The 24817-nt window shown below is 41.1% G+C and carries 43 protein-coding genes; 41 read left to right on the top strand and 2 right to left on the bottom strand.

The genetic code is table 11. The features are described 5' to 3' along the window. Positions 1–108 precede the first annotated feature (108 nt). From rpsJ to AC1TO9_RS23740, 38 genes are all read left to right on the top strand, one after another. Positions 109–417, top strand: a complete 309-nt coding sequence (gene rpsJ / locus AC1TO9_RS23925) for a 30S ribosomal protein S10 (RefSeq protein ID WP_102715347.1) — start codon at positions 109–111, stop codon at positions 415–417. 40 nt (positions 418–457) lie between these two features. After that, the gene (rplC, locus tag AC1TO9_RS23920; protein ID WP_482057769.1) at positions 458–1081 is read left to right on the top strand and encodes a 50S ribosomal protein L3; all 624 of its coding nucleotides are present in this window, start codon (positions 458–460) and stop codon (positions 1079–1081) included. Positions 1082–1106: 25 nt separating this feature from the next. Further along, positions 1107–1730 (top strand): 50S ribosomal protein L4, encoded by a 624-nt coding sequence (gene rplD / locus AC1TO9_RS23915; protein WP_482060692.1) that lies wholly within the window; start codon positions 1107–1109, stop codon positions 1728–1730. After that, positions 1730–2023: a 50S ribosomal protein L23 gene (rplW, locus tag AC1TO9_RS23910; protein ID WP_482057767.1), complete on the top strand. Its 294-nt coding sequence runs from the start codon at positions 1730–1732 to the stop codon at positions 2021–2023. The genes rplD and rplW overlap by 1 nt, the downstream gene beginning before the upstream one ends. 30 nt (positions 2024–2053) lie before the next feature. Beyond that, positions 2054–2884 (top strand): 50S ribosomal protein L2, encoded by an 831-nt coding sequence (gene rplB, locus AC1TO9_RS23905; RefSeq protein WP_482057766.1) that lies wholly within the window; start codon positions 2054–2056, stop codon positions 2882–2884. 70 nt (positions 2885–2954) lie between these two features. Then, a complete protein-coding gene (gene rpsS, locus AC1TO9_RS23900; RefSeq protein ID WP_482057765.1) occupies positions 2955–3233 on the top strand; it encodes a 30S ribosomal protein S19 in 279 nt (92 codons plus the stop codon). A gap of 35 nt (positions 3234–3268) precedes the next feature. Further along, positions 3269–3601 carry a 50S ribosomal protein L22 gene (gene rplV / locus AC1TO9_RS23895; protein ID WP_482057764.1) on the top strand — a complete coding sequence of 111 codons (333 nt, stop codon included), beginning with the start codon at positions 3269–3271 and terminating at the stop codon, positions 3599–3601. Between the two features lie 14 nt (positions 3602–3615). Then, positions 3616–4281: a 30S ribosomal protein S3 gene (rpsC, locus tag AC1TO9_RS23890; RefSeq protein ID WP_482057763.1), complete on the top strand. Its 666-nt coding sequence runs from the start codon at positions 3616–3618 to the stop codon at positions 4279–4281. Positions 4282–4283: 2 nt separating this feature from the next. After that, the gene (gene rplP, locus AC1TO9_RS23885; protein WP_482057762.1) at positions 4284–4721 is read left to right on the top strand and encodes a 50S ribosomal protein L16; all 438 of its coding nucleotides are present in this window, start codon (positions 4284–4286) and stop codon (positions 4719–4721) included. Next, the gene (gene rpmC, locus AC1TO9_RS23880) at positions 4708–4905 is read left to right on the top strand and encodes a 50S ribosomal protein L29 (protein WP_438348976.1); all 198 of its coding nucleotides are present in this window, start codon (positions 4708–4710) and stop codon (positions 4903–4905) included. Before rplP ends, rpmC begins: the two co-directional genes overlap by 14 nt. Positions 4906–4949: 44 nt before the next feature. Further along, positions 4950–5216 (top strand): 30S ribosomal protein S17, encoded by a 267-nt coding sequence (gene rpsQ / locus AC1TO9_RS23875; RefSeq protein WP_438348977.1) that lies wholly within the window; start codon positions 4950–4952, stop codon positions 5214–5216. 36 nt (positions 5217–5252) lie between these two features. After that, complete coding sequence (rplN, locus tag AC1TO9_RS23870) at positions 5253–5621, top strand: 50S ribosomal protein L14 (protein WP_482057761.1); 369 nt, start codon at positions 5253–5255, stop codon at positions 5619–5621. Positions 5622–5673: 52 nt separating this feature from the next. Further along, the gene (gene rplX / locus AC1TO9_RS23865; protein ID WP_482057760.1) at positions 5674–6027 is read left to right on the top strand and encodes a 50S ribosomal protein L24; all 354 of its coding nucleotides are present in this window, start codon (positions 5674–5676) and stop codon (positions 6025–6027) included. 31 nt (positions 6028–6058) lie between these two features. Continuing rightward, on the top strand, positions 6059–6601 hold the full coding sequence (gene rplE, locus AC1TO9_RS23860) for a 50S ribosomal protein L5 (RefSeq protein ID WP_482057759.1): 543 nt from the start codon (positions 6059–6061) through the stop codon (positions 6599–6601). Between the two features lie 47 nt (positions 6602–6648). After that, positions 6649–6834 carry a type Z 30S ribosomal protein S14 gene (locus AC1TO9_RS23855; RefSeq protein WP_068591169.1) on the top strand — a complete coding sequence of 62 codons (186 nt, stop codon included), beginning with the start codon at positions 6649–6651 and terminating at the stop codon, positions 6832–6834. A 32-nt stretch (positions 6835–6866) separates the two neighbouring features. Further along, positions 6867–7265 carry a 30S ribosomal protein S8 gene (gene rpsH / locus AC1TO9_RS23850; RefSeq protein WP_438348981.1) on the top strand — a complete coding sequence of 133 codons (399 nt, stop codon included), beginning with the start codon at positions 6867–6869 and terminating at the stop codon, positions 7263–7265. A gap of 33 nt (positions 7266–7298) precedes the next feature. Further along, positions 7299–7841, top strand: a complete 543-nt coding sequence (gene rplF, locus AC1TO9_RS23845; RefSeq protein ID WP_482057758.1) for a 50S ribosomal protein L6 — start codon at positions 7299–7301, stop codon at positions 7839–7841. 83 nt (positions 7842–7924) lie between these two features. Next, positions 7925–8293 (top strand): 50S ribosomal protein L18, encoded by a 369-nt coding sequence (rplR, locus tag AC1TO9_RS23840; protein ID WP_482057757.1) that lies wholly within the window; start codon positions 7925–7927, stop codon positions 8291–8293. A gap of 28 nt (positions 8294–8321) precedes the next feature. Next, a complete protein-coding gene (gene rpsE / locus AC1TO9_RS23835; protein ID WP_482057756.1) occupies positions 8322–8819 on the top strand; it encodes a 30S ribosomal protein S5 in 498 nt (165 codons plus the stop codon). Between the two features lie 12 nt (positions 8820–8831). Continuing rightward, positions 8832–9017, top strand: a complete 186-nt coding sequence (rpmD, locus tag AC1TO9_RS23830; protein ID WP_482057755.1) for a 50S ribosomal protein L30 — start codon at positions 8832–8834, stop codon at positions 9015–9017. Positions 9018–9064: 47 nt separating this feature from the next. Beyond that, positions 9065–9505 carry a 50S ribosomal protein L15 gene (rplO, locus tag AC1TO9_RS23825; protein ID WP_482057754.1) on the top strand — a complete coding sequence of 147 codons (441 nt, stop codon included), beginning with the start codon at positions 9065–9067 and terminating at the stop codon, positions 9503–9505. Further along, positions 9506–10804 (top strand): preprotein translocase subunit SecY, encoded by a 1299-nt coding sequence (gene secY, locus AC1TO9_RS23820; protein WP_482057753.1) that lies wholly within the window; start codon positions 9506–9508, stop codon positions 10802–10804. A gap of 41 nt (positions 10805–10845) precedes the next feature. After that, positions 10846–11490, top strand: coding sequence for an adenylate kinase (locus tag AC1TO9_RS23815; RefSeq protein ID WP_482057752.1), 645 nt, complete (start codon positions 10846–10848; stop codon positions 11488–11490). A 5-nt stretch (positions 11491–11495) separates the two neighbouring features. Then, positions 11496–11753 carry a hypothetical protein gene (locus AC1TO9_RS23810; RefSeq protein ID WP_482057751.1) on the top strand — a complete coding sequence of 86 codons (258 nt, stop codon included), beginning with the start codon at positions 11496–11498 and terminating at the stop codon, positions 11751–11753. Between the two features lie 18 nt (positions 11754–11771). Beyond that, positions 11772–12080: a KOW motif-containing protein gene (locus tag AC1TO9_RS23805; RefSeq protein ID WP_482057750.1), complete on the top strand. Its 309-nt coding sequence runs from the start codon at positions 11772–11774 to the stop codon at positions 12078–12080. Positions 12081–12082: 2 nt separating this feature from the next. Continuing rightward, entirely contained in the window at positions 12083–12298 is a 216-nt protein-coding gene (gene infA, locus AC1TO9_RS23800) for a translation initiation factor IF-1 (RefSeq protein ID WP_068537283.1), read from the top strand. A 67-nt stretch (positions 12299–12365) separates the two neighbouring features. After that, on the top strand, positions 12366–12479 hold the full coding sequence (gene rpmJ / locus AC1TO9_RS23795) for a 50S ribosomal protein L36 (RefSeq protein ID WP_438348991.1): 114 nt from the start codon (positions 12366–12368) through the stop codon (positions 12477–12479). Positions 12480–12498: 19 nt separating this feature from the next. Then, positions 12499–12867 (top strand): 30S ribosomal protein S13, encoded by a 369-nt coding sequence (rpsM, locus tag AC1TO9_RS23790; RefSeq protein ID WP_068591185.1) that lies wholly within the window; start codon positions 12499–12501, stop codon positions 12865–12867. A gap of 19 nt (positions 12868–12886) precedes the next feature. Then, on the top strand, positions 12887–13282 hold the full coding sequence (gene rpsK / locus AC1TO9_RS23785; protein ID WP_438348992.1) for a 30S ribosomal protein S11: 396 nt from the start codon (positions 12887–12889) through the stop codon (positions 13280–13282). A 133-nt stretch (positions 13283–13415) separates the two neighbouring features. Continuing rightward, on the top strand, positions 13416–14360 hold the full coding sequence (locus AC1TO9_RS23780) for a DNA-directed RNA polymerase subunit alpha (RefSeq protein ID WP_482057749.1): 945 nt from the start codon (positions 13416–13418) through the stop codon (positions 14358–14360). A gap of 33 nt (positions 14361–14393) precedes the next feature. Then, positions 14394–14759 (top strand): 50S ribosomal protein L17, encoded by a 366-nt coding sequence (rplQ, locus tag AC1TO9_RS23775; RefSeq protein ID WP_482057748.1) that lies wholly within the window; start codon positions 14394–14396, stop codon positions 14757–14759. 123 nt (positions 14760–14882) lie between these two features. Continuing rightward, positions 14883–15671, top strand: a complete 789-nt coding sequence (truA, locus tag AC1TO9_RS23770; RefSeq protein WP_482060691.1) for a tRNA pseudouridine(38-40) synthase TruA — start codon at positions 14883–14885, stop codon at positions 15669–15671. Between the two features lie 184 nt (positions 15672–15855). Further along, positions 15856–16293 (top strand): 50S ribosomal protein L13, encoded by a 438-nt coding sequence (rplM, locus tag AC1TO9_RS23765; protein ID WP_482057746.1) that lies wholly within the window; start codon positions 15856–15858, stop codon positions 16291–16293. Between the two features lie 20 nt (positions 16294–16313). Beyond that, positions 16314–16706 carry a 30S ribosomal protein S9 gene (rpsI, locus tag AC1TO9_RS23760; protein WP_482057745.1) on the top strand — a complete coding sequence of 131 codons (393 nt, stop codon included), beginning with the start codon at positions 16314–16316 and terminating at the stop codon, positions 16704–16706. A gap of 159 nt (positions 16707–16865) precedes the next feature. Beyond that, positions 16866–17558, top strand: a complete 693-nt coding sequence (locus tag AC1TO9_RS23755; RefSeq protein WP_482060690.1) for a phosphoadenylyl-sulfate reductase — start codon at positions 16866–16868, stop codon at positions 17556–17558. A 39-nt stretch (positions 17559–17597) separates the two neighbouring features. Continuing rightward, positions 17598–18767: a sulfate adenylyltransferase gene (gene sat / locus AC1TO9_RS23750; protein WP_482057743.1), complete on the top strand. Its 1170-nt coding sequence runs from the start codon at positions 17598–17600 to the stop codon at positions 18765–18767. Between the two features lie 109 nt (positions 18768–18876). Then, positions 18877–19626, top strand: a complete 750-nt coding sequence (gene cwlD, locus AC1TO9_RS23745) for an N-acetylmuramoyl-L-alanine amidase CwlD (RefSeq protein ID WP_482060689.1) — start codon at positions 18877–18879, stop codon at positions 19624–19626. A gap of 71 nt (positions 19627–19697) precedes the next feature. Beyond that, positions 19698–20801, top strand: coding sequence for an Mrp/NBP35 family ATP-binding protein (locus tag AC1TO9_RS23740; RefSeq protein WP_482057741.1), 1104 nt, complete (start codon positions 19698–19700; stop codon positions 20799–20801). A gap of 283 nt (positions 20802–21084) precedes the next feature. On the opposite strand, the gene gerD is transcribed toward AC1TO9_RS23740, so the two are convergent. Beyond that, entirely contained in the window at positions 21085–21759 is a 675-nt protein-coding gene (gerD, locus tag AC1TO9_RS23735) for a spore germination lipoprotein GerD (protein WP_482060688.1), read from the bottom strand. Positions 21760–21886: 127 nt separating this feature from the next. On the opposite strand from gerD, the gene AC1TO9_RS23730 reads away from it, so the two are divergent. Further along, on the top strand, positions 21887–22477 hold the full coding sequence (locus AC1TO9_RS23730) for a KinB-signaling pathway activation protein (protein ID WP_482057739.1): 591 nt from the start codon (positions 21887–21889) through the stop codon (positions 22475–22477). A gap of 26 nt (positions 22478–22503) precedes the next feature. On the opposite strand, the gene pdaB is transcribed toward AC1TO9_RS23730, so the two are convergent. Beyond that, positions 22504–23310, bottom strand: coding sequence for a polysaccharide deacetylase family sporulation protein PdaB (gene pdaB, locus AC1TO9_RS23725; RefSeq protein ID WP_482060687.1), 807 nt, complete (start codon positions 23308–23310; stop codon positions 22504–22506). A gap of 285 nt (positions 23311–23595) precedes the next feature. On the opposite strand from pdaB, the gene AC1TO9_RS23720 reads away from it, so the two are divergent. Then, entirely contained in the window at positions 23596–24210 is a 615-nt protein-coding gene (locus tag AC1TO9_RS23720; protein WP_482060686.1) for a stage II sporulation protein M, read from the top strand. 127 nt (positions 24211–24337) lie between these two features. Next, positions 24338–24565: a hypothetical protein gene (locus AC1TO9_RS23715; RefSeq protein WP_482057736.1), complete on the top strand. Its 228-nt coding sequence runs from the start codon at positions 24338–24340 to the stop codon at positions 24563–24565. The last annotated feature ends 252 nt before the right edge of the window (positions 24566–24817 follow it).

The raw sequence follows: 24817 nt of genomic DNA, 5'->3' as shown, positions 1-24817 counted from the left end.
AAGTGAGAGGTTACTGACACACCAGGCCCCTTTGCCATGGAGCGGTTGTTAGAAAATTTTCGCGGAGTATGTCCGATACCAAATTGGGCGATAAAAGGAGGGACTAAAATGGCAAAACAAAAGATTCGTATTCGTTTGAAGGCTTATGATCACAGAATTCTTGATCAATCCGCTGAGAAAATTGTTGAAACTGCAAAACGTTCGGGTGCTAGTGTATCCGGGCCGATTCCACTTCCGACTGAGAAGCAAATCATTACCGTTCTACGTGCGGTACACAAGTATAAGGATTCGCGGGAACAGTTCGAGCAACGCACACATAAGCGTTTGATCGACATTGTGAACCCGACTCCACAAACAGTGGATGCCTTAATGCGCTTGGACCTGCCGTCCGGTGTAGATATTGAAATAAAATTGTAATATCAAGCAATGAAATTTTTAAACGAAAAGAGGTGTCAACATGAAAGGTATCTTAGGAAAAAAACTCGGGATGACTCAAGTATTTACCCCTGAAGGTAATGTAATTCCTGTAACAGTAGTTGAAGCAGGACCTTGTGTTGTTTTGCAAAAGAAAGATCTAGAGAACGATGGCTATGAAGCAGTTCAACTAGGCTTTTCCGATAAAAAGGAAAGAAACGCGATCAAACCTGAAATAGGTCATGCGAAAAAGGCAAACACTGCGCCTAAGCGCTACGTTCGCGAAATTCGCGGGATTGACTCCACAACTGTTGAAGTGGGTCAAGAATTGAAAGCTGATGTATTCACTGTAGGTGAATTTGTTGACGTAACAGGTACTTCTAAAGGTAAAGGTTTCCAAGGTGTAATTAAACGCTGGGGACAAAGCCGCGGGCCAATGTCTCACGGATCTCGTTATCACCGTAGACCAGGTTCCATGGGTTCCATTCAAGCAAACCGTGTTCCTAAAGGTAAAAAGCTTGCAGGACATATGGGTCATACAACGATTACTGTTCAAAGACTGGAAGTAATTAAAGTGGATGTGGAACGTAATGTTCTACTCATTAAAGGTGCTATTCCAGGACCTAAAAACAGTTATTTGAAAATTAAAGAAACGGTGAAGAAATAATCACCTTTAGAAAGGAGAAACAACAATGCCCAAATTAGTCCTCTTTAATGTCGGCGGAAGTGAAGTAGGAGAAGTGGAATTGAGTGACACGGTATTCGGTATTGAACCGAATGTCCATGTTATGAATCAAGCTGTCTTGCTACAAAGAGCTTCGTTACGTCGTGGTACTCACAAAGTTAAAGGACGTTCTGAAGTACGTGGCGGTGGACGTAAACCTTGGAAACAAAAAGGTACGGGTCGCGCACGTCAAGGATCAATTCGTTCGCCACAGTGGAAGGGCGGCGGTGTGGTATTTGGACCAACACCACGCAGTTATACTTTCAAACTGCCTAAGAAGGTTCGTCGTTTGGCAATCAAATCTGCTTTGTCTTCCAAAGTGATCAATAATAATATTATTGTTCTGGATGCATTGACATTGAGTTCGCCAAAAACGAAAGAGTTTGCAGCAATTTTGAGTAATTTGAAAGTCGATCGTAAAGCACTAATTGTAACACCTGCTTATGATGATACAGTAGCTTTGTCTGCTCGTAACATTCCTGGTGTGAAATTTGTAGCTGCGGACGGCATTAATGTCCTTGACGTACTGATGTACGACAAGTTGATTATTACGAAGGAAGCAGTTCTGAAGGTAGAGGAGGTGTTCGCGTAATGAAGGATCCTCGCGATGTGATCAAGCGTCCAGTTATTACGGAACGTACGGCTGAATATATGAGCGACTTGAAGTACGCTTTTGAAGTAGAACTCCGTGCTAATAAAACCGAGATTAAGCAAGCAATTGAAGCTATTTTCAAGGTTAAAGTAACAAGTGTTAACACAATGCGTGTTCCACAGAAACCTAAACGTTATGGTAAATATTCTGGTTACAGATCAGAATGGAAGAAAGCTATTGTAACGCTAAGCAAAGATAGTAAGCCATTAGAATTTTTTGAAGCAGTAGAGTAATAAAATCGCTAAAGTAAGGAGGGAAATTCAGTGCCAATCAAAAAGTATAAACCGACTTCCCCGGCTAGAAGACATATGTCTGTGTCTACGTTTGAAGAAATAACTACAAACGAACCGGAGAAATCCTTGTTGAGCCCACTATTTAAACATGCGGGCCGCAATAACCAAGGTAAAATCACTGTTCGTCACCACGGCGGCGGACATAAGCGTAAATACCGTATTATTGACTTTAAACGGACTAAAGACGGCATACCAGGTCGCGTTGCTACGATTGAATACGATCCGAACCGTACTTCCAACATTGCTCTGATCAATTATGCAGACGGCGAGAAACGTTACATTATCGCTCCTCAAGGTCTGAAGGTTGGAGATGTAATCGAGTCAGGACCTACTTCTGATATCAAAATTGGTAATGCTCTTCCTCTAGGAAGCATTCCAGTAGGTACTGTCATTCATAACATTGAATTACAACCAGGTAAAGGTGGACAATTGGTACGCGCAGCTGGTACTGAGGCTCAACTTCTTGGTAAAGAAGAAAAGTACGTAACTGTACGTTTATCTTCAGGTGAGGTTCGTCACATTCTTAAAACTTGCCGTGCTACTATCGGTTCTGTAGGTAATGGGGATCACGAACTAATCAAGATTGGTAAAGCGGGTCGTAGTCGTTGGTTGGGTAATCGTCCAACAGTCCGCGGAGTAGTTATGAACCCTAACGATCACCCACACGGTGGTGGTGAAGGACGTGCTCCAATCGGTCGTAAATCACCATTGTCACCTTGGGGTAAACCAACTCTTGGTTGGAAAACACGTAAAAAAGGTAAAGCTTCTGACAAATATATCGTTCGTGGCCGCACAAAATAATGCACATTGTGCATAACATTGTGAAGTATGCGAAAGTAACGAGAAGATTTGATGAAGGGAGGATTCACATATGAGTCGAAGTTTAAAAAAGGGACCTTTCGTTGACGGTTACTTGCTGAAAAAAGTAGAAGTTATGGAAGATTCGGCTAAAAAGGCAGTTATTAAGACTTGGTCTCGTCGCTCCACTATTTTCCCACAATTTATTGGACACACATTCGGTGTGTATGACGGACGTAAACACGTTCCTGTATATGTAACGGAAGATATGGTAGGACACAAATTGGGCGAGTTCGCTCCAACTCGTACTTACAGAAGTCATTCGGATGATGATAAGAAAACAAGAAGATAATATTTTAAGCTCTTTGTCTGAGAGGAGGTAACACAATGGAAGCAAAAGCACATGCTAAATCTATTCGGATTTCAGCACGTAAAGTTCAATTGGTAATTGACTTGATACGTGGTAAAGAAGTTGGCGCTGCAATCGCAATTCTTCGCCACACTCCGAAAGCCGCTTCCCCGGTTGTGGAAAAGTTGTTGAATTCAGCGATTGCTAATGCTGAGCACAACTATTCACTAGATATTAACAAACTGTTTGTCAGTGAAGTTTATGTCAACCAAGGGCCGACGATGAAACGTTTCCGTCCTCGTGCGATGGGACGTGCTAGTAAAATAAACAAACGCACTAGCCACATTTCTTTAGTGGTATCTGAAAAATAAGGGAGGGATAACGAGTGGGTCAAAAAGTAAATCCGATTGGATTGCGTGTAGGTATTATTCGTGACTGGGAATCAAAGTGGTTCGCAGGCAAGGACTTCGGTACTCTATTGGTAGAAGACTTTAAAATTCGTGATTACGTTAAGGCTAAATTAAAAGATTCAGCTGTCTCCCATATTGAAATTGAAAGAGCTGCTAATCGAGTGAACGTTACTATTCATACTGCGAAACCTGGTATGGTTATTGGTAAGGGTGGTGCTGAAGTAGAAGTACTTCGTAGCCAAATTACTAAAATCTCTGATGGTAAAAAAGTTCATATTAACATATCGGAAATCAAACACCCTGAACTGGATGCTATTCTAGTTGCAGAAAGCATTGCACAACAATTGGAACGTCGTGTTTCATTCCGTCGTGCTTTGAAACAAGCAATGCAAAGAACTATGCGCTCTGGTGCAAAAGGGATTAAAACACAAGTTGGCGGACGTCTTGGCGGTGCTGAGATTGCTCGTTCAGAAGGCTACAGCGAAGGAACTGTTCCACTTCATACGCTTCGTGCTGATATTGACTATGGTACAGCTGAAGCAGCTACTACTTTCGGTCTAATCGGAGTGAAGGTATGGATCTATCGTGGAGAGGTTCTTCCTACGGCTAAGAAACAGGCTGCGCAGGAAGGAGGCAACTAATCATGTTGGTACCAAAACGTGTAAAACACCGCAAGCAACAACGCGGACATATGAGAGGTCAAGCTAAAGGCGGCACTGAATTGAACTTCGGTGAATACGGTCTAGTAGCTCTTGAACCATCTTGGATTACGAACCGTCAGATTGAAGCAGCGCGTATTGCTATGACGCGTTACATCAAACGGGGCGGTAAAGTATGGATCAAAATTTTCCCGGATAAGCCAATTACACAGAAGCCTCTAGAAGTTCGTATGGGTAGTGGTAAAGGTAACGTGGAAAAATGGGTAGCAGTAGTTAAACCTGGAAAAATCATGTTTGAACTTGGTGGAGTGCCGGAAGATATTGCTCGCGAAGCAATGCGTCTTGCAGCACATAAGCTTCCAATCAAAACAAAGTTTATAAAACGTGAAGAAGTGGGTGGTGAAGCAAATGAAAGCCAGTGAATTTCGTAACTTAACCTCCGCTGAGATAGAACAAAAAATATCCGGATTTAAAGAAGAACTCTTTAATCTTCGTTTTCAACTGGCTACTGGCCAGCTTGACAACCCAACTCGGATTCGTGATGTTCGTAAAGAAATAGCTCGTGCTAAAACTATTATCCATGAAAGATTACTTGGGATTAGTTAATTGAATCGGACTGATGTTGTCTATATTCAGGAAGGAGGCTTACAATGAGTGAAGAACGTAATGCTCGAAAGGTACAATTCGGTAAAGTAGTTAGTGACAAAATGGATAAAACGATTGTTGTCGCTATTGAAACTCATAAAAAGCATAACTTGTATCACAAGCGCATTAAGTACACTAAGAAATTTAAAGCGCATGATGAGAACAATACTGCGAAAATCGGTGATTTTGTTAAAATCATGGAAACACGTCCACTATCTAAGGATAAACGCTGGAGATTGGTCGAAATCGTAGAAAAAGCGATTATTATCTAAACTCTAGTACCTTTTGTTCGAAAGGAGGAAATATAAATGATTCAACCATTTACACGTTTGCATGTTGCCGACAACTCCGGAGCGAAAGAACTGATGTGTATCCGAGTTCTAGGCGGAACAGGACGTCGTACAGCTGCAATTGGAGATTTGATCGTATGTTCTGTCAAACAAGCAACACCAGGCGGCGTTGTCAAAAAGGGTGATGTTGTTAGAGCGGTTGTAGTTCGTACAAGACGTACGGTTCGCCGTAAAGACGGTTCATATATCACATTTGATGAGAATGCAGCAGTTGTTGTTAAGGACGATAAGAGCCCACGCGGAACTCGTATTTTTGGACCTGTTGCTCGTGAACTTCGCGACAGAGATTTCATGAAGATCGTTTCCTTGGCTCCAGAAGTTATCTAAACCAAATAACCTTTAACTTGCAACATATAGCAAGCCGCAGGAGGTGTAATAAATGCCAAAAGTGAAAAAAGTTCTAGAATCGCATAGCCACAAGCTGCACGTCAAAAAAGATGATACAGTGATGGTGATTAGCGGAAAAGACAAAGGCAAAAAAGGTCGTGTCATCGCTGCTTACCCCCGTCATAACCGTGTGTTAGTTGAGGGTGTAAACATGGTGAAGAAACACCAAAAGCCGAACCAAGCTAATCCGCAAGGCGGTATCATTGAACAAGAAGCAGCAATTCACGTTTCGAACGTGATGCATATAGATCCAAAGAGCGGAAAAGTAACTCGTATCGGATACAAAGTATTGGATAACGGACAAAAGGTTCGCGTAGCGAAAAAATCCGGAGAAGTTATCGACTAATCGACTAGTGAAGAAAGGAGGTTTGTAATTCATGGCAGTAAGACTAAAAGACCGTTTCTTGAACGAAATAACTCCTGCTTTGATGCAGAAGTTCGACTATACAACAGTAATGCAAGTTCCTAAGGTTGAGAAGGTTGTTATCAACATGGGTGTTGGTGAAGCCGTTTCTAACTCCAAAGTTCTTGATGCCGCTGTTAGCGACATGCAAATGATTTCTGGTCAAAAGCCAGTTATTACTAAATCTAAGAAATCCATTGCTGGATTTAAATTGCGCGAAAATATGCCAATCGGTGTAAAAGTAACTCTACGCGGTGAACGTATGTATTATTTCTTGGACAAATTGTTCAGCATTACTCTTCCTCGTGTCCGTGACTTCCACGGTGTATCAAGCAAATCGTTTGATGGCCGCGGTAACTATACACTTGGTCTTAAAGAACAATTGATCTTCCCGGAAATTGAATATGATAAGATTGATAAGGTTCGTGGTATGGATATCGTTATTGTAACGACAGCTAATACTGATGAAGAGTCCCGCGAGCTGCTCGCTCAAATGGGAATGCCTTTTGCGAAATAATTTCGCAAATCCATTTCTCCGAAAATTATTAGGAGGTGTCAGTCTAAGTGGCAAAAACGTCAATGATAGTGAAACAACAACGTACACCTAAGTTTAAAGTGCGTGGATATACAAGATGCGAACGTTGCGGTCGTCCACACTCGGTGCTGCAAAAGTTTAAAATTTGCAGAATTTGTTTCCGTGAATTAGCTCATGCAGGCCAGATTCCTGGCGTGAAAAAAGCAAGCTGGTAAGAAGTCCATAAACGGGAAGGAGGTTTACACACATGACTATGTCTGATCCAATTGCAGATATGCTAACTCGTATTCGTAACGCTAATACAGTACGTCACGAAACGGTAGAAATGCCTGCTTCAACGATGAAGAAACAAATCGCTGATATTCTAAAGCGTGAAGGCTTCATTCGTGATGCAGAAGTTGTCGCTGACAACAAACAAGGGATTATCCGTATTTTCTTGAAATATGGACAAAATAACGAACGCGTTATAACTGGTTTGAAGAGAATCAGTAAACCAGGCCTCCGCGTGTACACGAAAAGCACAGAAGTTCCTCGTGTTCTAGGCGGTCTAGGTATTGCGATTATCTCTACTTCAAAAGGGATTATGACCGATAAAGAAGCTCGACAATCAAAAGCTGGCGGAGAAGTTGTCTGCTACGTTTGGTAATATAATGTCACAAGACAAGGAGGTGCAACATATATGTCACGTATTGGTCGTAAACCAATCGCAGTACCAAGTGGTGTAGAAATCACTTTGAATAGCTCTGTAATCACAGTAAAAGGACCTAAAGGAACTTTGACTCGTGAACTTCATAAAGATATGAAAGTATCCGTAGATAATAATGAAATTCTTGTTGAGCGTCCATCCGACAACAAATTGCATCGTTCTCTACACGGCACAACCCGCACCGTTGTCTCCAATATGGTAAATGGTGTAACTGAAGGGTTCACTAAATCTCTGGAATTGGTTGGGGTCGGATATCGTGCAAGTAAATCCGGAGATAATATCGTATTGAACGTGGGTTACTCTCACCCTGTTGAAATCACTCCAGAATCGGGTATCGAATTTGAAGTGCCTGTAAACACAAAGATTATTGTAAAAGGGATCGATAAAGAACGTGTAGGTGCTTACGCTGCCCAAATACGTTCAGTACGTAAACCTGAACCTTACAAAGGTAAAGGGATTAAGTATGAAGGTGAACGTATTATTCGTAAGGAAGGTAAAGCTGGTAAGAAGAAATAAGTTGTTATTACTTATTTTCGATATATCCTTTACGTTTTACAGTGGAGCTTTGAAGGCAAACTGAAAGGAGTGAAAAGGAATTTATGATTACAAAACAAGATAAGAACAAGGCGCGTGTGAGAAGACATCTTCGTGTTCGTAAGAAAATTACTGGAACAGCTGAACGTCCTCGTCTCAACGTCTTCCGTTCTTCCAAACATATCTATGCTCAATTAATCGATGACGTAGCTGGTGTTACAATAGTAGCAGCATCTACGGTTGACAAAGAATTGAGTGAAGGAATTACCAATGGAGCTAACGTAGAATCCGCTCGCAAAGTTGGAGAACTCGTAGCTAAACGTGCGAAAGATAAAGGTTATACTTCGGTTGTTTTTGACCGCGGAGGTTACTTATACCACGGACGGATTCAAGCACTTGCTGATGCAGCTCGCGAAGCTGGCTTAGAATTCTAAGATATTTTTAAAAAAGGAGGTTAACGACTTGCGTGTAGATCCGAATACTTTAGAACTGACTGAAAGAGTTGTAAATATTAACCGTGTAGCAAAAGTTGTAAAAGGCGGACGCCGTTTTAGCTTTAGCGCGTTAGTAGTTGTCGGCGATGGCAAAGGTTATGTTGGCGTCGGTATCGGTAAAGCTGGCGAAGTACCTGATGCGATTCGCAAAGGTATTGAAGATGCTAAGAAAAATCTAATACTTGTTCCTCTTGTAGGAACATCTATTCCTCACCTTGTTACAGGTAAATTCGGAGCTGGTCTAGTTTTATTGAAACCAGCATCAGAAGGTACTGGAGTAATCGCTGGCGGTCCTGTACGTGCTGTACTTGAACTTGCTGGTGTAGGTGATATTTTAACAAAATCTCTGGGTTCTTCGAATTCCATGAATATGGTCAACGCAACTATAGAGGGTTTATCCCGTCTAAAACGCGCTGAGGATGTTGCGAAATTACGCGGCAAATCCGTCGAAGAATTGCTCGGTTAAGGAGGGAACGTCATGACAAAATTGCAAATTACCCTCGTCCGTAGCTTGATTGGTCGTCCAGAAGATCAACGTGCGACTGTCACCACACTAGGCTTGAAAAAACTCAACAAAACTGTTGTTCATAACGACAATCCCGCGATTCGCGGAATGATCAATAAAGTGTCCCATTTAGTATCAGTTACTGAAATCGAAGGTTAATTGACCTAAGAGATTAGTCTACAAAAATTAAGGAGGTGCAACGAACGATGCAATTACATGAGCTGTCCTCAGCCCTTGGATCCAAAAAGGAACGCAAACGCGTTGGACGTGGTCCTAGTAGCGGCACGGGTAAGACATCAGGCCGTGGCCATAAAGGTCAAAATTCTCGTTCCGGCGGTGGAGTACGCCCTGGTTTCGAAGGTGGCCAAAACCCGTTGTATCGTCGCTTACCTAAACGCGGATTTACGAATCCTACGCGTAAAGAATATGCGATTATCAACATTGAAGATCTTAACAACTTTGCGGCAGATACAGAAGTAACACCTGAATTTTTGTTCGAAAACGGAATCGTGAAAAATGCTAAAAGCGGAATCAAGATTCTAGGCAACGGCGAAATAACTATTAAGCTGACTGTCAAAGCGAATAAGTTTTCTCAATCTGCGGTGGAGAAAATCGAGGCTGCCGGCGGTAAAACCGAGGTGATCTAATTGATTAAGACGATCAAAAATATTTGGCATATAGAGGATCTACGTAAAAAGATCTTATTCACATTGTTCGTACTGTTTATCTACCGTATTGGTACTTTCGTACCTGTACCTGGTGTTGATAAATCAGTGTTAGCTCAAGCGGACAATGCTGGAGCAGACCTACTAGGTCTCCTTAATACATTCTCTGGTGGCGCACTTCAGAATTTCTCGATTTTCGCCCTAGGAATTACGCCTTATATTACCGCATCCATTATAGTGCAGTTGCTCTCTATGGATGTTATTCCAAAGCTTGCCGAGTGGGCCAAACAAGGCGAACACGGTAAGAAGAAGTCAGCTCAACTAACACGGTACGGTACGATTATCTTGGGAACAATTCAAGCATTTGCGATGTCAATCGGATTTAACCGTATGTATGGTACGGTGATGATTCCAAATGCAACATTTACAAAGTATCTTCTGATCGCTATTGTGTTGACTGCTGGTACTGCCTTCCTTATGTGGTTGGGAGAACAAATTACGGAAAAAGGTATTGGAAACGGGATTTCGATCCTTATCTTTGCAGGTATCGTTGCCAATATTCCAACGTATATTACGACAACAGCAAACTCATCCTTTATTCAGGAGAACCAAGTATTTATGAATTCCCTGAAGACACTTCTTCTAGTAATTGTGCTTTTACTAATTGTTGTTGGTGTTATATACATCCAGCAAGCGATTCGTAAAATTCCTGTACAATATGCAAAGCGTGTCGTTGGTAACAAAATGTATGGCGGACAGAATACGCATATACCGCTTAAGATTAATGCGGCGGGTGTTATTCCAGTTATCTTCGCTATATCATTGCTTCAATTTCCGGTTATCCTTGCAAACTTCTGGTCGACACACCTATGGGCTGACTGGGTTATTAAAAACTTAAGTCATGATCAACCACTGGGTATGGTCCTCTATGTTATAATGATTATTGGATTTACATTCTTCTATACATTTGTACAGATGAATCCACAACAAATGGCTGAGAACATGAAGAAGAACGGCGGATATATTCCAGGGATTCGTCCAGGGAAAGCCACTGAGAAATACTTGACTAAAGTCATGACTCGTTTGACTATGACTGGTGCTATATTTCTAGCGGTTGTATCATTAACGCCGATATTCTTAGGTACGTTGGCTGGTTTGCCTAAATCGGTGCAAATCGGGGGTACAGCACTACTGATCGTGATCGGTGTAGCGCTGGATACTATGAAGCAAATCGAGAGCCAATTGATCAAACGTCATTACAAGGGATTCATCAATAAATAAAGGTTTTCTTGCAATAGGAATTCTTGATGGGAGTGATAATCGTGAACATTCTTTTCATGGGACCTCCTGGGGCAGGCAAAGGTACACAAGCAGCGGCGGTTATTAATGAATTTGGGATTCCTCACATATCGACTGGCGATGCATTTCGTTTAGCGATTAAGCAGGAGACTCCTATTGGAATTAAGGCCAAAGAATATATGGATCAAGGCTTATTGGTACCGGATGATGTAACAATTGGAATTGTTGCTGAGCGTCTACAGCAGTCCGATTGCGAAAAAGGTTTCTTATTGGATGGTTTTCCAAGAACCCTTTCGCAAGCGGAAGCGCTGGAAGGAATTCTGTCTCAATTGAATACCCAATTGGATCATGTCGTTAATTTGAAGGTGGATCGCGACAAATTATTGGCGCGTTTAACTGGAAGACGGATCTGTAAGGACTGTGGAGCCACATATCATGTGATCTTTAACCCGTCCAAGCAGGAAGGTGTATGTGATATAGATGGAGGGCAATTATACCAACGTTCTGATGATAATGAAGAGAGTGTTGGGAAACGGCTTGACGAATATATCAACAAAACAGCACCACTCCTAGATTTTTATGAGAGTAAAAGCTTATTGCGTCAGATCAATGGTGAACAAGATATAGATACGGTTTCAACAGATATCGTATCTATATTAAGAGGTTAGTTGTAATGATCATAGTTAAGTCCGAAACGGAACTTGGGCTAATGAATGAAGCAGAACCTGTTGTGGCTACAAGTCAACTTGCTGACCAGTACTTTCGCAGTGTAACATTAGTGCCATCCAATATGGGCTACCATGGTCTTCTTACTAGCATTTACACTTCGGTCTTAGTCTTTGGATCCACCGCTAAACGTAAATTAAACGATGGGCACATTGTTATGCTAGACATTAGAGCGAAGTATCGTGGGTTTTCACAAAATAACTGAAGTGGTTGGTGATGGACCTTGAATAACCGATCCGTACCCCATGCTGGTCAGATTGTGAAGATATTGAGAGGTAAGGATGCCGGACAGTTGGCGGTTGTCCTCTCGCATGACGATAACAAGTTCGTCTATATTGCGGATGGGGATAAACGAAAGTTTGACCAAGCGAAGAAGAAGAATCTTCTTCATTTGGAAACCCAATCCTACATTAGCAGTGAGGTTGCAAACAGTTTAATGGAAAACGGTCGGGTGACAAATGGAAAGCTGCGTCATGCAGTGATGAAGTTTAGACAATCTACCGAATCATATGTAGAAGAGAAAGGAGACTAATTGTGGCTAAAGAAGATGTCATTGAAGTAGAAGGTACAGTTCTTGAATTGTTGCCTAACGCAACATTTAAGGTTGAGCTTGAGAACGGTCATCAAATATTAGGTCATGTTTCAGGAAAGCTACGGATGCATTTTATTCGTATTCTGACTGGAGACAAAGTGGTCGTACAGTTATCACCTTATGATTTAACCAAAGGTCGTATAACGTACCGTAAATAGTACAAGTAATTAAGATAATCCTTACGAAGTTAGTTTTGCTTCGCAAAACTTTAGGGAGGTAATTAACATGAAGGTAAGACCTTCTGTAAAACCCATGTGCGAGAAATGCAAAGTCATTCGTCGTAAAGGGATTGTAATGGTGATTTGTGAAAATCCGAAACATAAACAAAAACAAGGTTAAGAAGGGGGTGTAGCGTAAAATGGCACGTATAGCTGGAGTGGATTTACCACGTGATAAGCGCGTTGAGATCGCCTTAACTTATATTTTCGGAATCGGTAGAACGACTTCCCAGAAAATTTTACAAGAAACAGGCATTAGTTCTGAAACTCGCGTTAGAGATCTGACAGAAGATGAAGTAAGCAAATTGCGTGAAACGATCGACAAAACGGTTAAAGTTGAAGGTGACCTACGTCGTGAAATTTCCTTGAATATTAAGCGTCTCGTTGAGATTGGTTGCTATCGTGGTGTGCGTCATCGCCGTGGGTTGCCGGTTCGCGGACAACGTACTAAGACGAATGCACGTACACGGAAAGGCCCTCGTCGTACGGTAGCGAATAAGAAGAAATAATAAGGGGGGATAAAAGACAATGGCAAAACCAAAAAAAGTCGTACGCACTAAGCGTCGCGACCGTAAAAATATTGAATCTGGCGTGGCTCATATTCGTTCCACGTTCAACAATACAATCATAACAATCACTGATCCACATGGTAATGCAATCTCATGGGCTAGCTCAGGAGGCCTTGGATTTAGAGGTTCACGTAAATCAACACCGTTTGCTGCACAAATGGCCGCTGAAACAGCAGCAAAAGCAGCGATGGAACATGGCATGAAATCGGTAGAAGTTATGGTCAAAGGCCCTGGTGCTGGTCGCGAAGCAGCTATTCGCTCTTTGCAAGCCGCTGGTCTGGAAGTCAACCTGATTAAGGATGTAACTCCAGTTCCACATAACGGGTGCCGCCCACCTAAGCGTCGTCGTGTCTAATAAGGTCAACCTGAACAATGTGGTATAAAACCGGCGCAATCTGCTAACAATGGTTGTTTAGGCATACTACTTGGGATACGCTTGACAAGGTGACTGGTTCATATAGGAGCGACGTTTGAAGGAGGGTACATGCGTGATTGAAATCGAAAAGCCAAAGATTGAGACCATTGACGTAAACGAAGATGGTAACTATGGTAAATTCGTAGTAGAACCACTAGAACAAGGGTACGGTCAGACATTGGGGAATTCACTTCGCCGAATCTTACTGTCTTCCTTGCCTGGTGCAGCCGTTAACTCTGTTCAGATTGATGGTGTTCTGCATGAGTTCTCAACAGTTCCGGGAGTAAAAGAAGACGTTACGGAGATTATTCTGAATTTGAAAGCTCTATCCCTTAAAATTCATTCTGACGAAGAGAAAGTGTTCGAGATTGATGCTGAAGGTGAAGGAGTAATTACGGCAGCTGATATTCGTGCGGATAGTGATGTAGAAATCCTTAACCCGGATCTTCACATTGCAACATTGAATCCTGGAGCTAGACTTCATATGCGCATTTTTGCTAATCGTGGTCGTGGTTATGTCCAAGCAGATAAGAACAAACGTGATGATCAGCCTATTGGTGTCATTCCGATTGATTCTATCTACACACCGATTTCTCGTGTCAATTATGGCGTTGAGAACACTCGGGTTGGTCAGGTAACGAATTATGATAAGCTTACAATGGAAATCTGGACAGATGGTAGCATCAGACCAGAAGAAGCAGTGAGTCTTGGAGCCAAAGTTTTGACTGAGCACTTAATGCTGTTTGTTGGTCTTACTGACGAAGCTAAAGATGCTGAAATTATGGTTGAAAAAGAAGAAGATAAGAAAGAAAAAGTTCTTGAGATGACGATTGAAGAGCTGGATTTATCCGTTCGTTCATATAACTGTCTCAAACGTGCTGGTATCAATACAGTACAAGAACTTACAACTAAGACCGAAGAAGATATGATGAAGGTTCGTAACTTAGGCCGCAAATCTTTGGAGGAAGTACAAGAGAAGCTCGAGGAACTAGGTTTGGGACTTCGGACAGAAGAATAGCTTCTTAAGATCGTTAGTGAAGGAGGGAAAAACATGGCATACCAAAAGTTGGGCCGCGATGCTAGTGCACGTAAAGCATTATTTCGTGATCTAGTAACGGACCTTTTCTTATACGAACGCATCCAAACAACGGAAGCGAAGGCAAAAGAAGTTCGTTCGATTGCTGAAAAGCTGATTACTAAAGCTAAAAAAGGTGATCTTCATTCACGTCGTCAAGTTGCTGCATTCGTTCGTCGTGAGACAGTGGACGGCGAGCAAGATGCTATTCAAAAATTGTTTAGCGATTTGGGACCTCGTTACTCTGGGCGTCCAGGTGGATACACACGTATCTTGAAACTAGGACCTCGTCGTGGTGACGCTGCGCCAATGGTTTATTTGGAATTAGTAGACCGCGCGTAACTATCGAAATGTTGAAAGGGTAAGCAGGAATCACAGATTCTGTACTAACCCTTTTTTCACTTCATTTCGGGAAAAGGAAGCTCCTGAAGGGGCTTCCTTTTTAAATGAAATAGGGTGATGTAATTGCGCAACTTATGCATGAAAGTCAGTTACGATGGGACACACTATAACGGCTTTCAGACACAGCTTGATGGCAGAACGATTCAGGACCAGCTTGAGAAGGCTATTAAGATGCTCTCAGGTGAAGATGTGAAGATTATAGCATCGGGTCGTACGGATGCAGGTGTGCATGCTTACGGTCAGGTGTTCAATTTCCCAACAAGTTCTACCATTCCTGTAGAGCGATGGGCTATGGCACTCAACACGAGACTACCTACAGATATTATTGTCATAGAAGCAATTGAAGTGTCTGAACAATTTCATTCTCGTTACTCCGCCAAGCGCAAGACTTATCGTTACACAGTAAATGCTAATCAATATATTGATGTGTTTCAGCGTCATACTCAATTTCATCATCACGGGAGATTGAATATAGAGGCGATGAAGAGTGCTATAAAGTATTTCATTGGAACTTATGATTACACATCATTTGCTTCACGAGCTTCTACGAAGACATCTCATATTCGCACATTGTTTGACGCTTATATCGAAGTGGATGAATCAATGTGTCGGACTTCATCGCGTGATCAAGGAGTCATCCATACTTACGTTACTGGAAGTGGCTTTCTTCAGCACATGGTTCGTATTATGATGGGGACACTACTAGAGGTTGGCGAAGGCAAGAAACTTCCGGAGGATATTCCACGTATTATAGCAGCTTTAGATCGAACACAGGCGGGTCCAACTGCGGAAGGAAAAGGCCTTATGCTATGGGATGTAGAATACAATGAATTTACGAATGAAACTTTATAAATCACTTGCGATTTGTCTGTGGATGCTGTACAATAGTAATTGTGTTTTCTTAATGGCTTTCCCACAGCCCCAAATAAGATATTCACAGTATAATTATATTTAATAAATAACATTAACTAACTACTATGATCGAAGATAAATGAAATATATTTGATTTTAGGACGACAACAAGGAGGAAATATTTATGCGTACCACCTATATGGCTAAGCCAAATGAAGTAGAGCGCAACTGGCATATTGTAGATGCCGATGGTAAAACGCTCGGTCGTTTGGCAACAGAAGTTGCTGCTCTTATTCGCGGCAAACACAAGCCACAATTCACAACACACGTTGATACTGGCGATTTCGTTATCGTAATCAATGCTGAGAAGATTCATCTGACAGGAAGAAAGTGGTCAGACAAGAAATACTACCGTCACTCACAACACATGAGCGGATTGAAAGTAACGACAGCTCAAGATATGCTTAAGACTTTCCCAGAGCGTATTATTGAAGCAGCCGTTAAAGGTATGATCCCTAAAACTCGTATGGGTGATAAGATGCAATTGAGACTTAAAGTATATGCAGGTACGGAACATCCACATGTAGCACAAAATCCAGAAGTTTACGAACTTCGCGGCTAATTTAAAAGGAGGACAGTTTCATGGCACAAGTACAATACTATGGGACAGGTCGTCGTAAACATTCGGTAGCACGTGTACGCCTTATACCGGGTGAAGGACGCATTGTCATTAATAAACGCGACATTAATGAATATTTCGGTCTTGAAACACTTAAGTTGATTGTTAAACAACCACTTAACTTAACAGAAACACTAGGTAAATACGATATTCTCGTAATTGCTCATGGTGGAGGAACATCCGGTCAAGCTGGAGCAATTCGTCACGGTATTTCACGTGCATTGCTTAAAGTAGATCCAGAATTGCGTTCCCCTCTTAAGAAAGCAGGATTCCTAACACGTGATCCACGTATGAAGGAACGTAAGAAATACGGACTTAAAGCAGCACGTCGTGCTCCTCAGTTCTCGAAACGTTAATATTACTTATTTATTAACATTTTTAAGCCCTTGGCCATCATGGTCAAGGGCTTTTTTCTATTGTTTTGTTGACAAAAAGGGATTAAGATTTATAATAGTATATAATTCATATTAAGATAGTCGGCTTTAATATTTAGTTGAAACGGGGGAGATAAAATCATGAATTTATTGGAGAAAGAGAAACTTATTCAGGAGAAGGCAGATGAATTTGAACACTCATCACCTGAGGAAGTCATCCGTTGGGCAATAGAGACATTTCCTAACATTACCTTTGCATGTAGTTTCGGAGCGGAAGATGTTGTATTAGTGGATATGATTCAAAAGATTAGTCCATCTACCGATGTATTTTATTTAGATACGGATTTTCATTTTAAAGAAACCTATGAGACACGCGATAAGATGGTAAAGAAGTATGGTATGGATTTTGTTCGTGTGTCTCCTAAGATAACGCCAGAAGAACAGGCATTGGAGTTTGGAGATGCTTTGTGGAAGGTGGATCCTACCCAATGTTGCAATATCCGTAAAGTTGAACCGCTAACTCGAATTCTAACAGAGTACGATGCTTGGATTACAGGCATTCGTCGTGATCAAGCGCCAACACGTGCCAATAGTAGAAAAGTAGAGTATGATGCTAAATTTGGGCTGATTAAATTCAATCCAATCGCTTCTTGGAGTAGCGAGGATGTATGGGATTATATTCGTACAAATGATGTTATCTACAATCCATTGCATGATCAAAATTATCCTAGTATTGGTTGTGAATACTGTACACGCCAAGTTATGCCTGGAGAAGATGCTCGTGCTGGGCGTTGGGCGGGTAGTGAGAAGACGGAATGTGGACTTCATAAATAAAGAGTTGAACAATATAACTGTTTACGAGGAGATGGGTAGATGACTTCAATATTACCGCATGGCGGAGAATTAGTTCAGCGGGTTGTACAGGGTGAAGAAAGAGAAGTGTTATTGAAGGCTGCACAAAGCTTTAAGCAAATTGCTATTAATACGTGGACCATCTCAGACTTGGATCTTATCGGCGTAGGTGCCTTCTCACCACTCACAGGATTCTTGAATGAAGAGGATTATAGATCGGTTATTTCTTCGATGAAATTGGCTAATGGTACAGTGTGGAGTATTCCTATTACATTAGCTATTGATCCAGTCCTAGCTTCGAAATTGGCACTTCAAGAACAAGTTGCTTTAGTTGGTGAGGCAGATGGAATTGTGTACGGAACACTTACTGTAGAAAGCATATATGTAGTAGATCAAGCAGAGGAAGCTATTAACGTTTTTAGAACTAATGATCCAGAGCATCCGGGAGTGAAGAAGCTAATGGAGCGTTCTTCAACCTATGTGGGTGGTTCCATTCAAGTGTTGAATAGACCTGAGCCTGCGAAGTTCAAAGAGTTCTATTTTGTTCCTGCTGAAACACGCCGTTTGTTCGCGGATAAAGGTTGGAAGACGGTCGTTGGATTCCAAACTCGTAATCCTGTTCACCGAGCTCATGAATATATTCAGAAGAGTGCTATGGAAATTGTTGATGCTCTATTCTTGAATCCGCTTGTCGGAGAGACTAAATCTGACGATGTTCCTGCGAATGTAAGAATGAACAGTTATTTCGCACTTTTAGAAAACTATTATCCAAAGGATCGTGCTTTTCTTGGTGTGTTCCCTGCTGCAATGCGTTACGCTGGCCCACGTGAAGCTATATTTCATGCTCTTGTGCGTAAGAACTACGGCTGTACACACTTTATCGTAGGGCGTGACCACGCGGGTGTTGGCGATTACTATGGCACGTATGAAGCGCAAGAGATATTCAAGAACTTTACAGCCGAAGAAATAGGAATTACGCCTTTATTTTTTGAGCATAGCTTCTTTTGTATCAAATGTGGCAACATGGCATCAAGTAAAACATGTCCTCATGGAAAAGAAGATCATATGACACTGTCGGGAACAAAGGTACGGGCATTACTACGCGATGGCCAATGTCCACCACCTGAATTCACACGTCCTGAGGTAGCTAAGATTCTTATTGAAGGAATGGCTGAGCAAGTTACGATATAACTGAGAGTTCAAAAGTCGACTTTTTGAACTTCCTCTATAAGGTACTATTTGTCCGCCTCCTCCCATATAGATGATAAGAGTCTATGTGGGACAGGGGGTGTTTTTGTGTATGTCCAAGCCTAAGCGAGATGTGATATCGGTGTGGATTCAGATAAGGACAATCAAAAAGTTACTGTTAGGGCTGAGCTTGCTCATTGTGTTCGTGGCTATAGTTACATATGAAATCCCTGCTGAACAAGCAACGAAGTATTGGAGCTTGCCTTTAGCGGGTAAAGTAATCTCCCTCGATGCTGGGCATGGTGGGCCTGATGGAGGTGCTGTAAGTCGTCAGGGCGTTATTGAAAAAGATATTAACCTTGCTATTACTTTAACCTTGCGTGATTATTTACAACAGTCGGGGGCGATTGTGAAAATGACACGGGAAGGCGACTATGATTTAGCTTCGCCTGAAACAAAGGGTTATTCTAAACGTAAGACAGAGGATTTGAAACAGCGTGTGAGAGTAATAGAGGAAAATGAGTCGGATCTATTTATCAGCGTTCATATGAATAGTATACCGTCCAATCGCTGGAGGGGTGCTCAAGTGTTCTATTACCCCTCTCACCCGGATAACGCAGACTTGGCTGCTCTCATGCAAGAAGAAATGAAACGTAATTTAGAAAATACGGATCGAATAGCTAAGACAGTTAACACTGTGTATATCCTTCAGGCTCTGAAGATTCCATCGGCACTGGTTGAAGTCGGCTTTTTATCGAATGCGGAAGAAGCATTGTTATTAAAAGATGAGAAATATCAACGGAAAGTGGCAGCTTCAATTTATAAAGGTATTCTACGTTATACTTCAGGAGAAAAACCTTAGGTGTCGTCAGAGTAAGATTAGAAATGGTATAATAAGCAGATACTAATATACGAAATTGAGGTGCTGCTGTTATGTTATCAAGAGAGCAAGTGCAGGAAATCTTACAGCCGATTACTGAGGCTACTAGTGGTAAAAGCTTGATTGAATTGCAGCTCATACGAGATATTGTAATAAAAGATAATCGAGTTTCACTTTCAGCTATATTTATAGATTCTAGTGATGAGTATCAAGCTGAACTCGATAAGGTAATCCGACAACGTCTTGAGCAGGCGGGAGTAGAGGATATTCATATTCGTTTACGTGAAGCTACGGATTATGATCGTAAATTAGCCTTCGGAGAAGAAATGTCACCGGAGGATGAGGCGGTATTGAAGAAAGGTCATGCTGCTGGATTAGAGGATCATGCTCTAATAAAAGAGGATTCGGGAGTACACTTTATAGCGATAGCAAGTGGTAAGGGCGGCGTTGGTAAGTCAACCGTCACTGTCAATTTAGCTGTTGCTTTAGCACGTCAAGGTAAACGTGTAGGTCTGATTGATGCAGATATATATGGCTTTAGCGTTCCGGATATGATGGGGTTGGAAGAGGGTCCTATCGTTGAAGGCGACGTCATTATACCGGTGGAACGTTTTGGCGTGAAAGTGATGTCGATGGGATTCTTTATCCGCGAGAATAATCCAGTCATATGGCGTGGGCCTATGTTAGGCAAGATGTTACGGCAATTTCTGAGTGATGTGAGGTGGGGGGATTTAGATTATCTGTTACTGGATCTACCTCCTGGTACAGGTGATGTCGCTCTTGATTTGCACCAAATGTTGCCTCAGAGTAAAGAGATTATTGTCACTACACCACATGCAACAGCTGCGTTTGTAGCCGCTAGAGCCGGAGCGATGGCGCTACAAACGAATCATGAGATCTTGGGAGTAGTCGAGAACATGGCTTATTATGAATGTCCTGGCTGCGAGAATCGTGACTATATATTTGGTAGAGGCGGTGGCGGACAATTGGCTGAAACGCTTCACACGGAGTTACTAGCCCAATTACCATTGGGTATTCCTAATAATCATCTGTCTGAGCCGGATTTCTCTCCCTCAATATATAAGGCTGAAACAACGAGTGGCAAAATTTATGCAGATATCGCTAATTCCATTATTGGCAAATGTGAGCAGAACTAGTCTGAGGGTAGTTCAAGGAATAAAGAAAGAGTTCCCTGTATAATGTTGGGAACTCTTTTCTTGATATAATAGAAAAGTATAAGGTTTTTGGCTGACTCTTCTCCTAGGCCTATTTATTATGAGTCTTAAGATAGAGTTCATCCAGGGGTGTTGAAACACTTCATTTGGAAGAACACTTCATACATAAAGATCACGTGAGAATAGATGATTTTCCAATAATTAGATGCCCTTTATGCAACTAAAAGTACTAATAGTGGAATATGGCCGAATATAAGTGTGCATTTTACTCACCACCACCGCCACTACTCTCCTTACTTTCACCTTGAGCTTCACTATCGCCATTCTCGCTTTTCTCTTCCTCTTTAGGCTGAAGTTCGGTTAGCACAACTGCTTTAAGTAATTCCATCACTTCCATTTTGAACAAAGGGTTTTGCATAGCTTCATTCATGACGGCCATCGTTTGTTTGCGGAAATCAGATGTCTTGGTTAGATCGAGGAACATCTTTGAGATTTCAGGTGATTTCATAATGTCGGAAACAGCTTTTTGATAAGTAGGGTCTTTAATCAATTCCATATGGAGTTGTTTACTTTGTGAATTAAGCGCCTTGGCGAAATCTCCTGCGAATTTAGGATCTTTCATAATCTTTTCGATTTCTTTTGTATACTCGGGAGCTGTAATTGTATCTTTAACTGCGGTTCGAATTTCTTCTGAAGAAGCTGAGGATAACATCTTCATCCCTAATATTCCTCCGCCAGAACTGCCGCTTTCAGAACTGGGAGTGCTTAATGCTTCTTCTACAGCTTTTTTTCCGTCATCACTCTTAAGAATATCCACAACCATGGTTTTCATTTCTTTATATCCCATGGGGGAAGATGAACTGCTCTCCGAGCCGCAGGCAGTTAGAGTTGTTACAAGAACAAATATCATTACAATTGAGCGTATGTCCATTGGTTTCATTTATGTGCACCTCCTTAACATAAGAACACTATGTGTAGTATGTGAAGCTGGAACAAAAAATATGTTTGGAGGGTAATGGTTTTTTATAAAAAACGTTGGTACAATACATTCTTAGGGAGGTGAGTTTTTGACATTAAGAAAATGGTTCATATTGTTCTGGCAGGTCGTATTAGTTGGTGCTGTAGCTTCGCTTATTACTGGCATCGTATTTAATTTTGGAAGTGGTGGCATTTCATTTAATGGTTTTTCTGATTATGTAGCCTATTTCATCTTTTTATCCGGATTTGGTATGCTTGCCAGCGTTTACTCTCAAATGGGTTTCTTTGCTTATTTAATATTGAATTATATGGGTAGTGGTGTTTTCTCAAAAAAAGGCTGGCAATACATACAGATGGTCCTAACCGTGTTGGCATTACTTGAATTAATGTTCTTCCGTACGTTTGTCGGTGGACAAACTGGAAAATCATCTGACCTTATTCTGAGTATTGTAATTCTCGTGGTGGCTGTAATGACAGCTTTTATTAAAGCGAGATTGACGAATACATCAGCGTGGATTCCGACAATGTTCTTTATGATTGCTGTTACAATTATAGAAATTGTAGGTGGACTCAAGATTAATGTTGATAATGCTACAGTTCTTATTGTTATTCCATTATTAGCTTGTAATGTATTTCAAATTTTAATTCTTCATCGCATAGTACAAAACAAAAAGAGCTAAGAATACTTAGCTCTTTTTTAATAAATCTAGAGGTCATCTGAACCTTTGAAGAAATTTTGAACCAATGCTTGATCACGGATTTCAGTGCCTTTGGCCTCTGTTTGGTTAAGTAAGTCAGAAACCGTTACGAATTCATACCCCTGCTTGCGCAGTTCATCAATAATGATGGGGAGTGCTTCATGTGTTTGTTTAGAGGAATCACTTGCATGTAATAAGACGATATCGCCTGGATGAGCTTTCTTTAACACACGATCGACGATATTTTGAACCCCAATGTTTTTCCAATCTAACGAGTCGGTATCCCACTGAATCACTTTATAATTCATACTATCTGCAATCCGAAGAACTCTTTTGTCGAAATCGCCGTTCGGTAACCGGAGCAGTCTAGGTTCACTTCCTATCATATCGGTTAATACTGAATTAGAGATTGAAATTTGGTTACGGATCTCATCATCACTCAGAGTCGTGTAATTGACATGCTTGTGGCCGTGATTCCCTATTTCAAAGCCGCTATCCTTAATATCTTTGACGATGTCTGGATGACTCTTGCTCCAGGGTGACGAAAGGAAGAATGTAGACTTCTGCACTTTTTTATCCTTCAAAATTTGTATAATAGGACCTGGCCTTGTGTCGCCCCAGCTAATGTCAAAGGTCAAGGCAATTAATTTTTTCTCCGTGGGTACACTATAAATAGCTGAGGGAGCCCCTTCAGAGAACACGGTGATTTGATCCCGTTCGATGTAGACTACTCCAAGTGCAAATATTACAGCCGCCGTAACTAATAAGAACCTTTTGATTTTCTTCCAGCTCAATACATAAAAAAATGAATTCATTGGATTAATCCGCCCCTTTCCTGCGTGAAAGCTTGTTTACTTCAAATTCTATGCTCGTACAGGGGAGTTAATACTAAAATGAGGAGTTAACGAAGTAGTTTTTTCGAAAAACTAAGATGATGCTTACGAAGTGAGTTTTGTTCCAAAACTAAGATAATGCTTACGAAGTGAGTTTTGTCCCAAAACACTTAAGGCTTATGCTTACGATGTAAGTTTTGTTCCAAAACTTTTAAGGACTATGCTTACGATGTAAGTTTTGTTCCAAAACTTTTAAGGAGATGGCTTATGTTTAAATTTTCAACTTTTATAAAAGATGTTACCTCGATCAAGAGAACGATGATGTTATCTACCTTGCTATTCGGTATAGGGATTCTGATTGGGTGGGTAGGGACAGATTCAATAGCGCAGTTCATTAATCAACAAATTGAAGGGATTCGTGTTATAAGCGAAGGCTTAAGCGAATCAGACAACCCAGAGTGGAGCTTTTTTGTTTTTATTTTTTTAAACAACAGTATTAAAGGTGTAATGATTATCTTCTTAGGAATATTTTTTGGCATCCTTCCCATTATATTTTTGATGGTGAACGGTATGGTTCTAGGATATTTAGTACATCATTTATCGATTCAAGGCGAGAGTATGTTTGAAGTTATTGTAAAAGGACTATTGCCTCACGGTATTATTGAGATTCCAGCCATTATCATTGCGTGCGCCTTTGGACTTCGGTTAGGAACTTTGGTGTGGATTAGTATGGGAGTAGGGAGTAGGGAGAAGCGAGCGAATGTGGGACAACAGTGGAGTTCTTTTTTTAAAAGAGTTGGTCCTATCTCCATGTGGATCGTGATCTTGCTCTTAGGCGCTGCCGTTATTGAGAGTACATTGACCTTTTGGCTCATGAAGTAAGCAGAATTAAAAAATGAAATCATAAATTTCCCAAAATATGTGCATAACAATAACACGGTTATATGAGATGGGTATGAAGGAGTTCGACGTATATCCGTTTGTGAGTTTAATGAGGAGGTAAGAAAATATGTTAGGGATGTTATTTAATGATAAAGAGTGTAAGGAGTTAGATTATGTAATTCGCAAAGAATTAGATGAAATGTTAATGGATTTAGATGATAAAAGGTTAGATCAAGATATAAGACAATCCATTGCTAGGCGGTATAAAGTGGTGTTCCGTATGTACGCTAGATTCGCGCCACAAAAGGAATTATCGAAGTATGCTCGTAACAATCGTTTTCCTCAAACAAAATAATAATAAAAAACTATTGACTAAATTGATTGATATATGATAAATTAAATCTCGCGTCATAATAGTAATTATTAAGATGCGAGAAGATTTCATTCCAAATGACTTTGAAACTTTTTAAAAAAAGTACTTGCAAAACATTTGGTAGGTGTGATATATTATAGAAGTTGTCGCCGAGAACAATCGGAGACAAACGAAAGAGAAATTGATCTTTGAAAACTGAACAACGAGTGAGTGGTTTTCACGAAAGTGAGAACA

Source organism: Paenibacillus sp. Y916, assembly GCF_056786435.1.
This window is presented reverse-complemented; position numbering and strand designations above follow the sequence as displayed.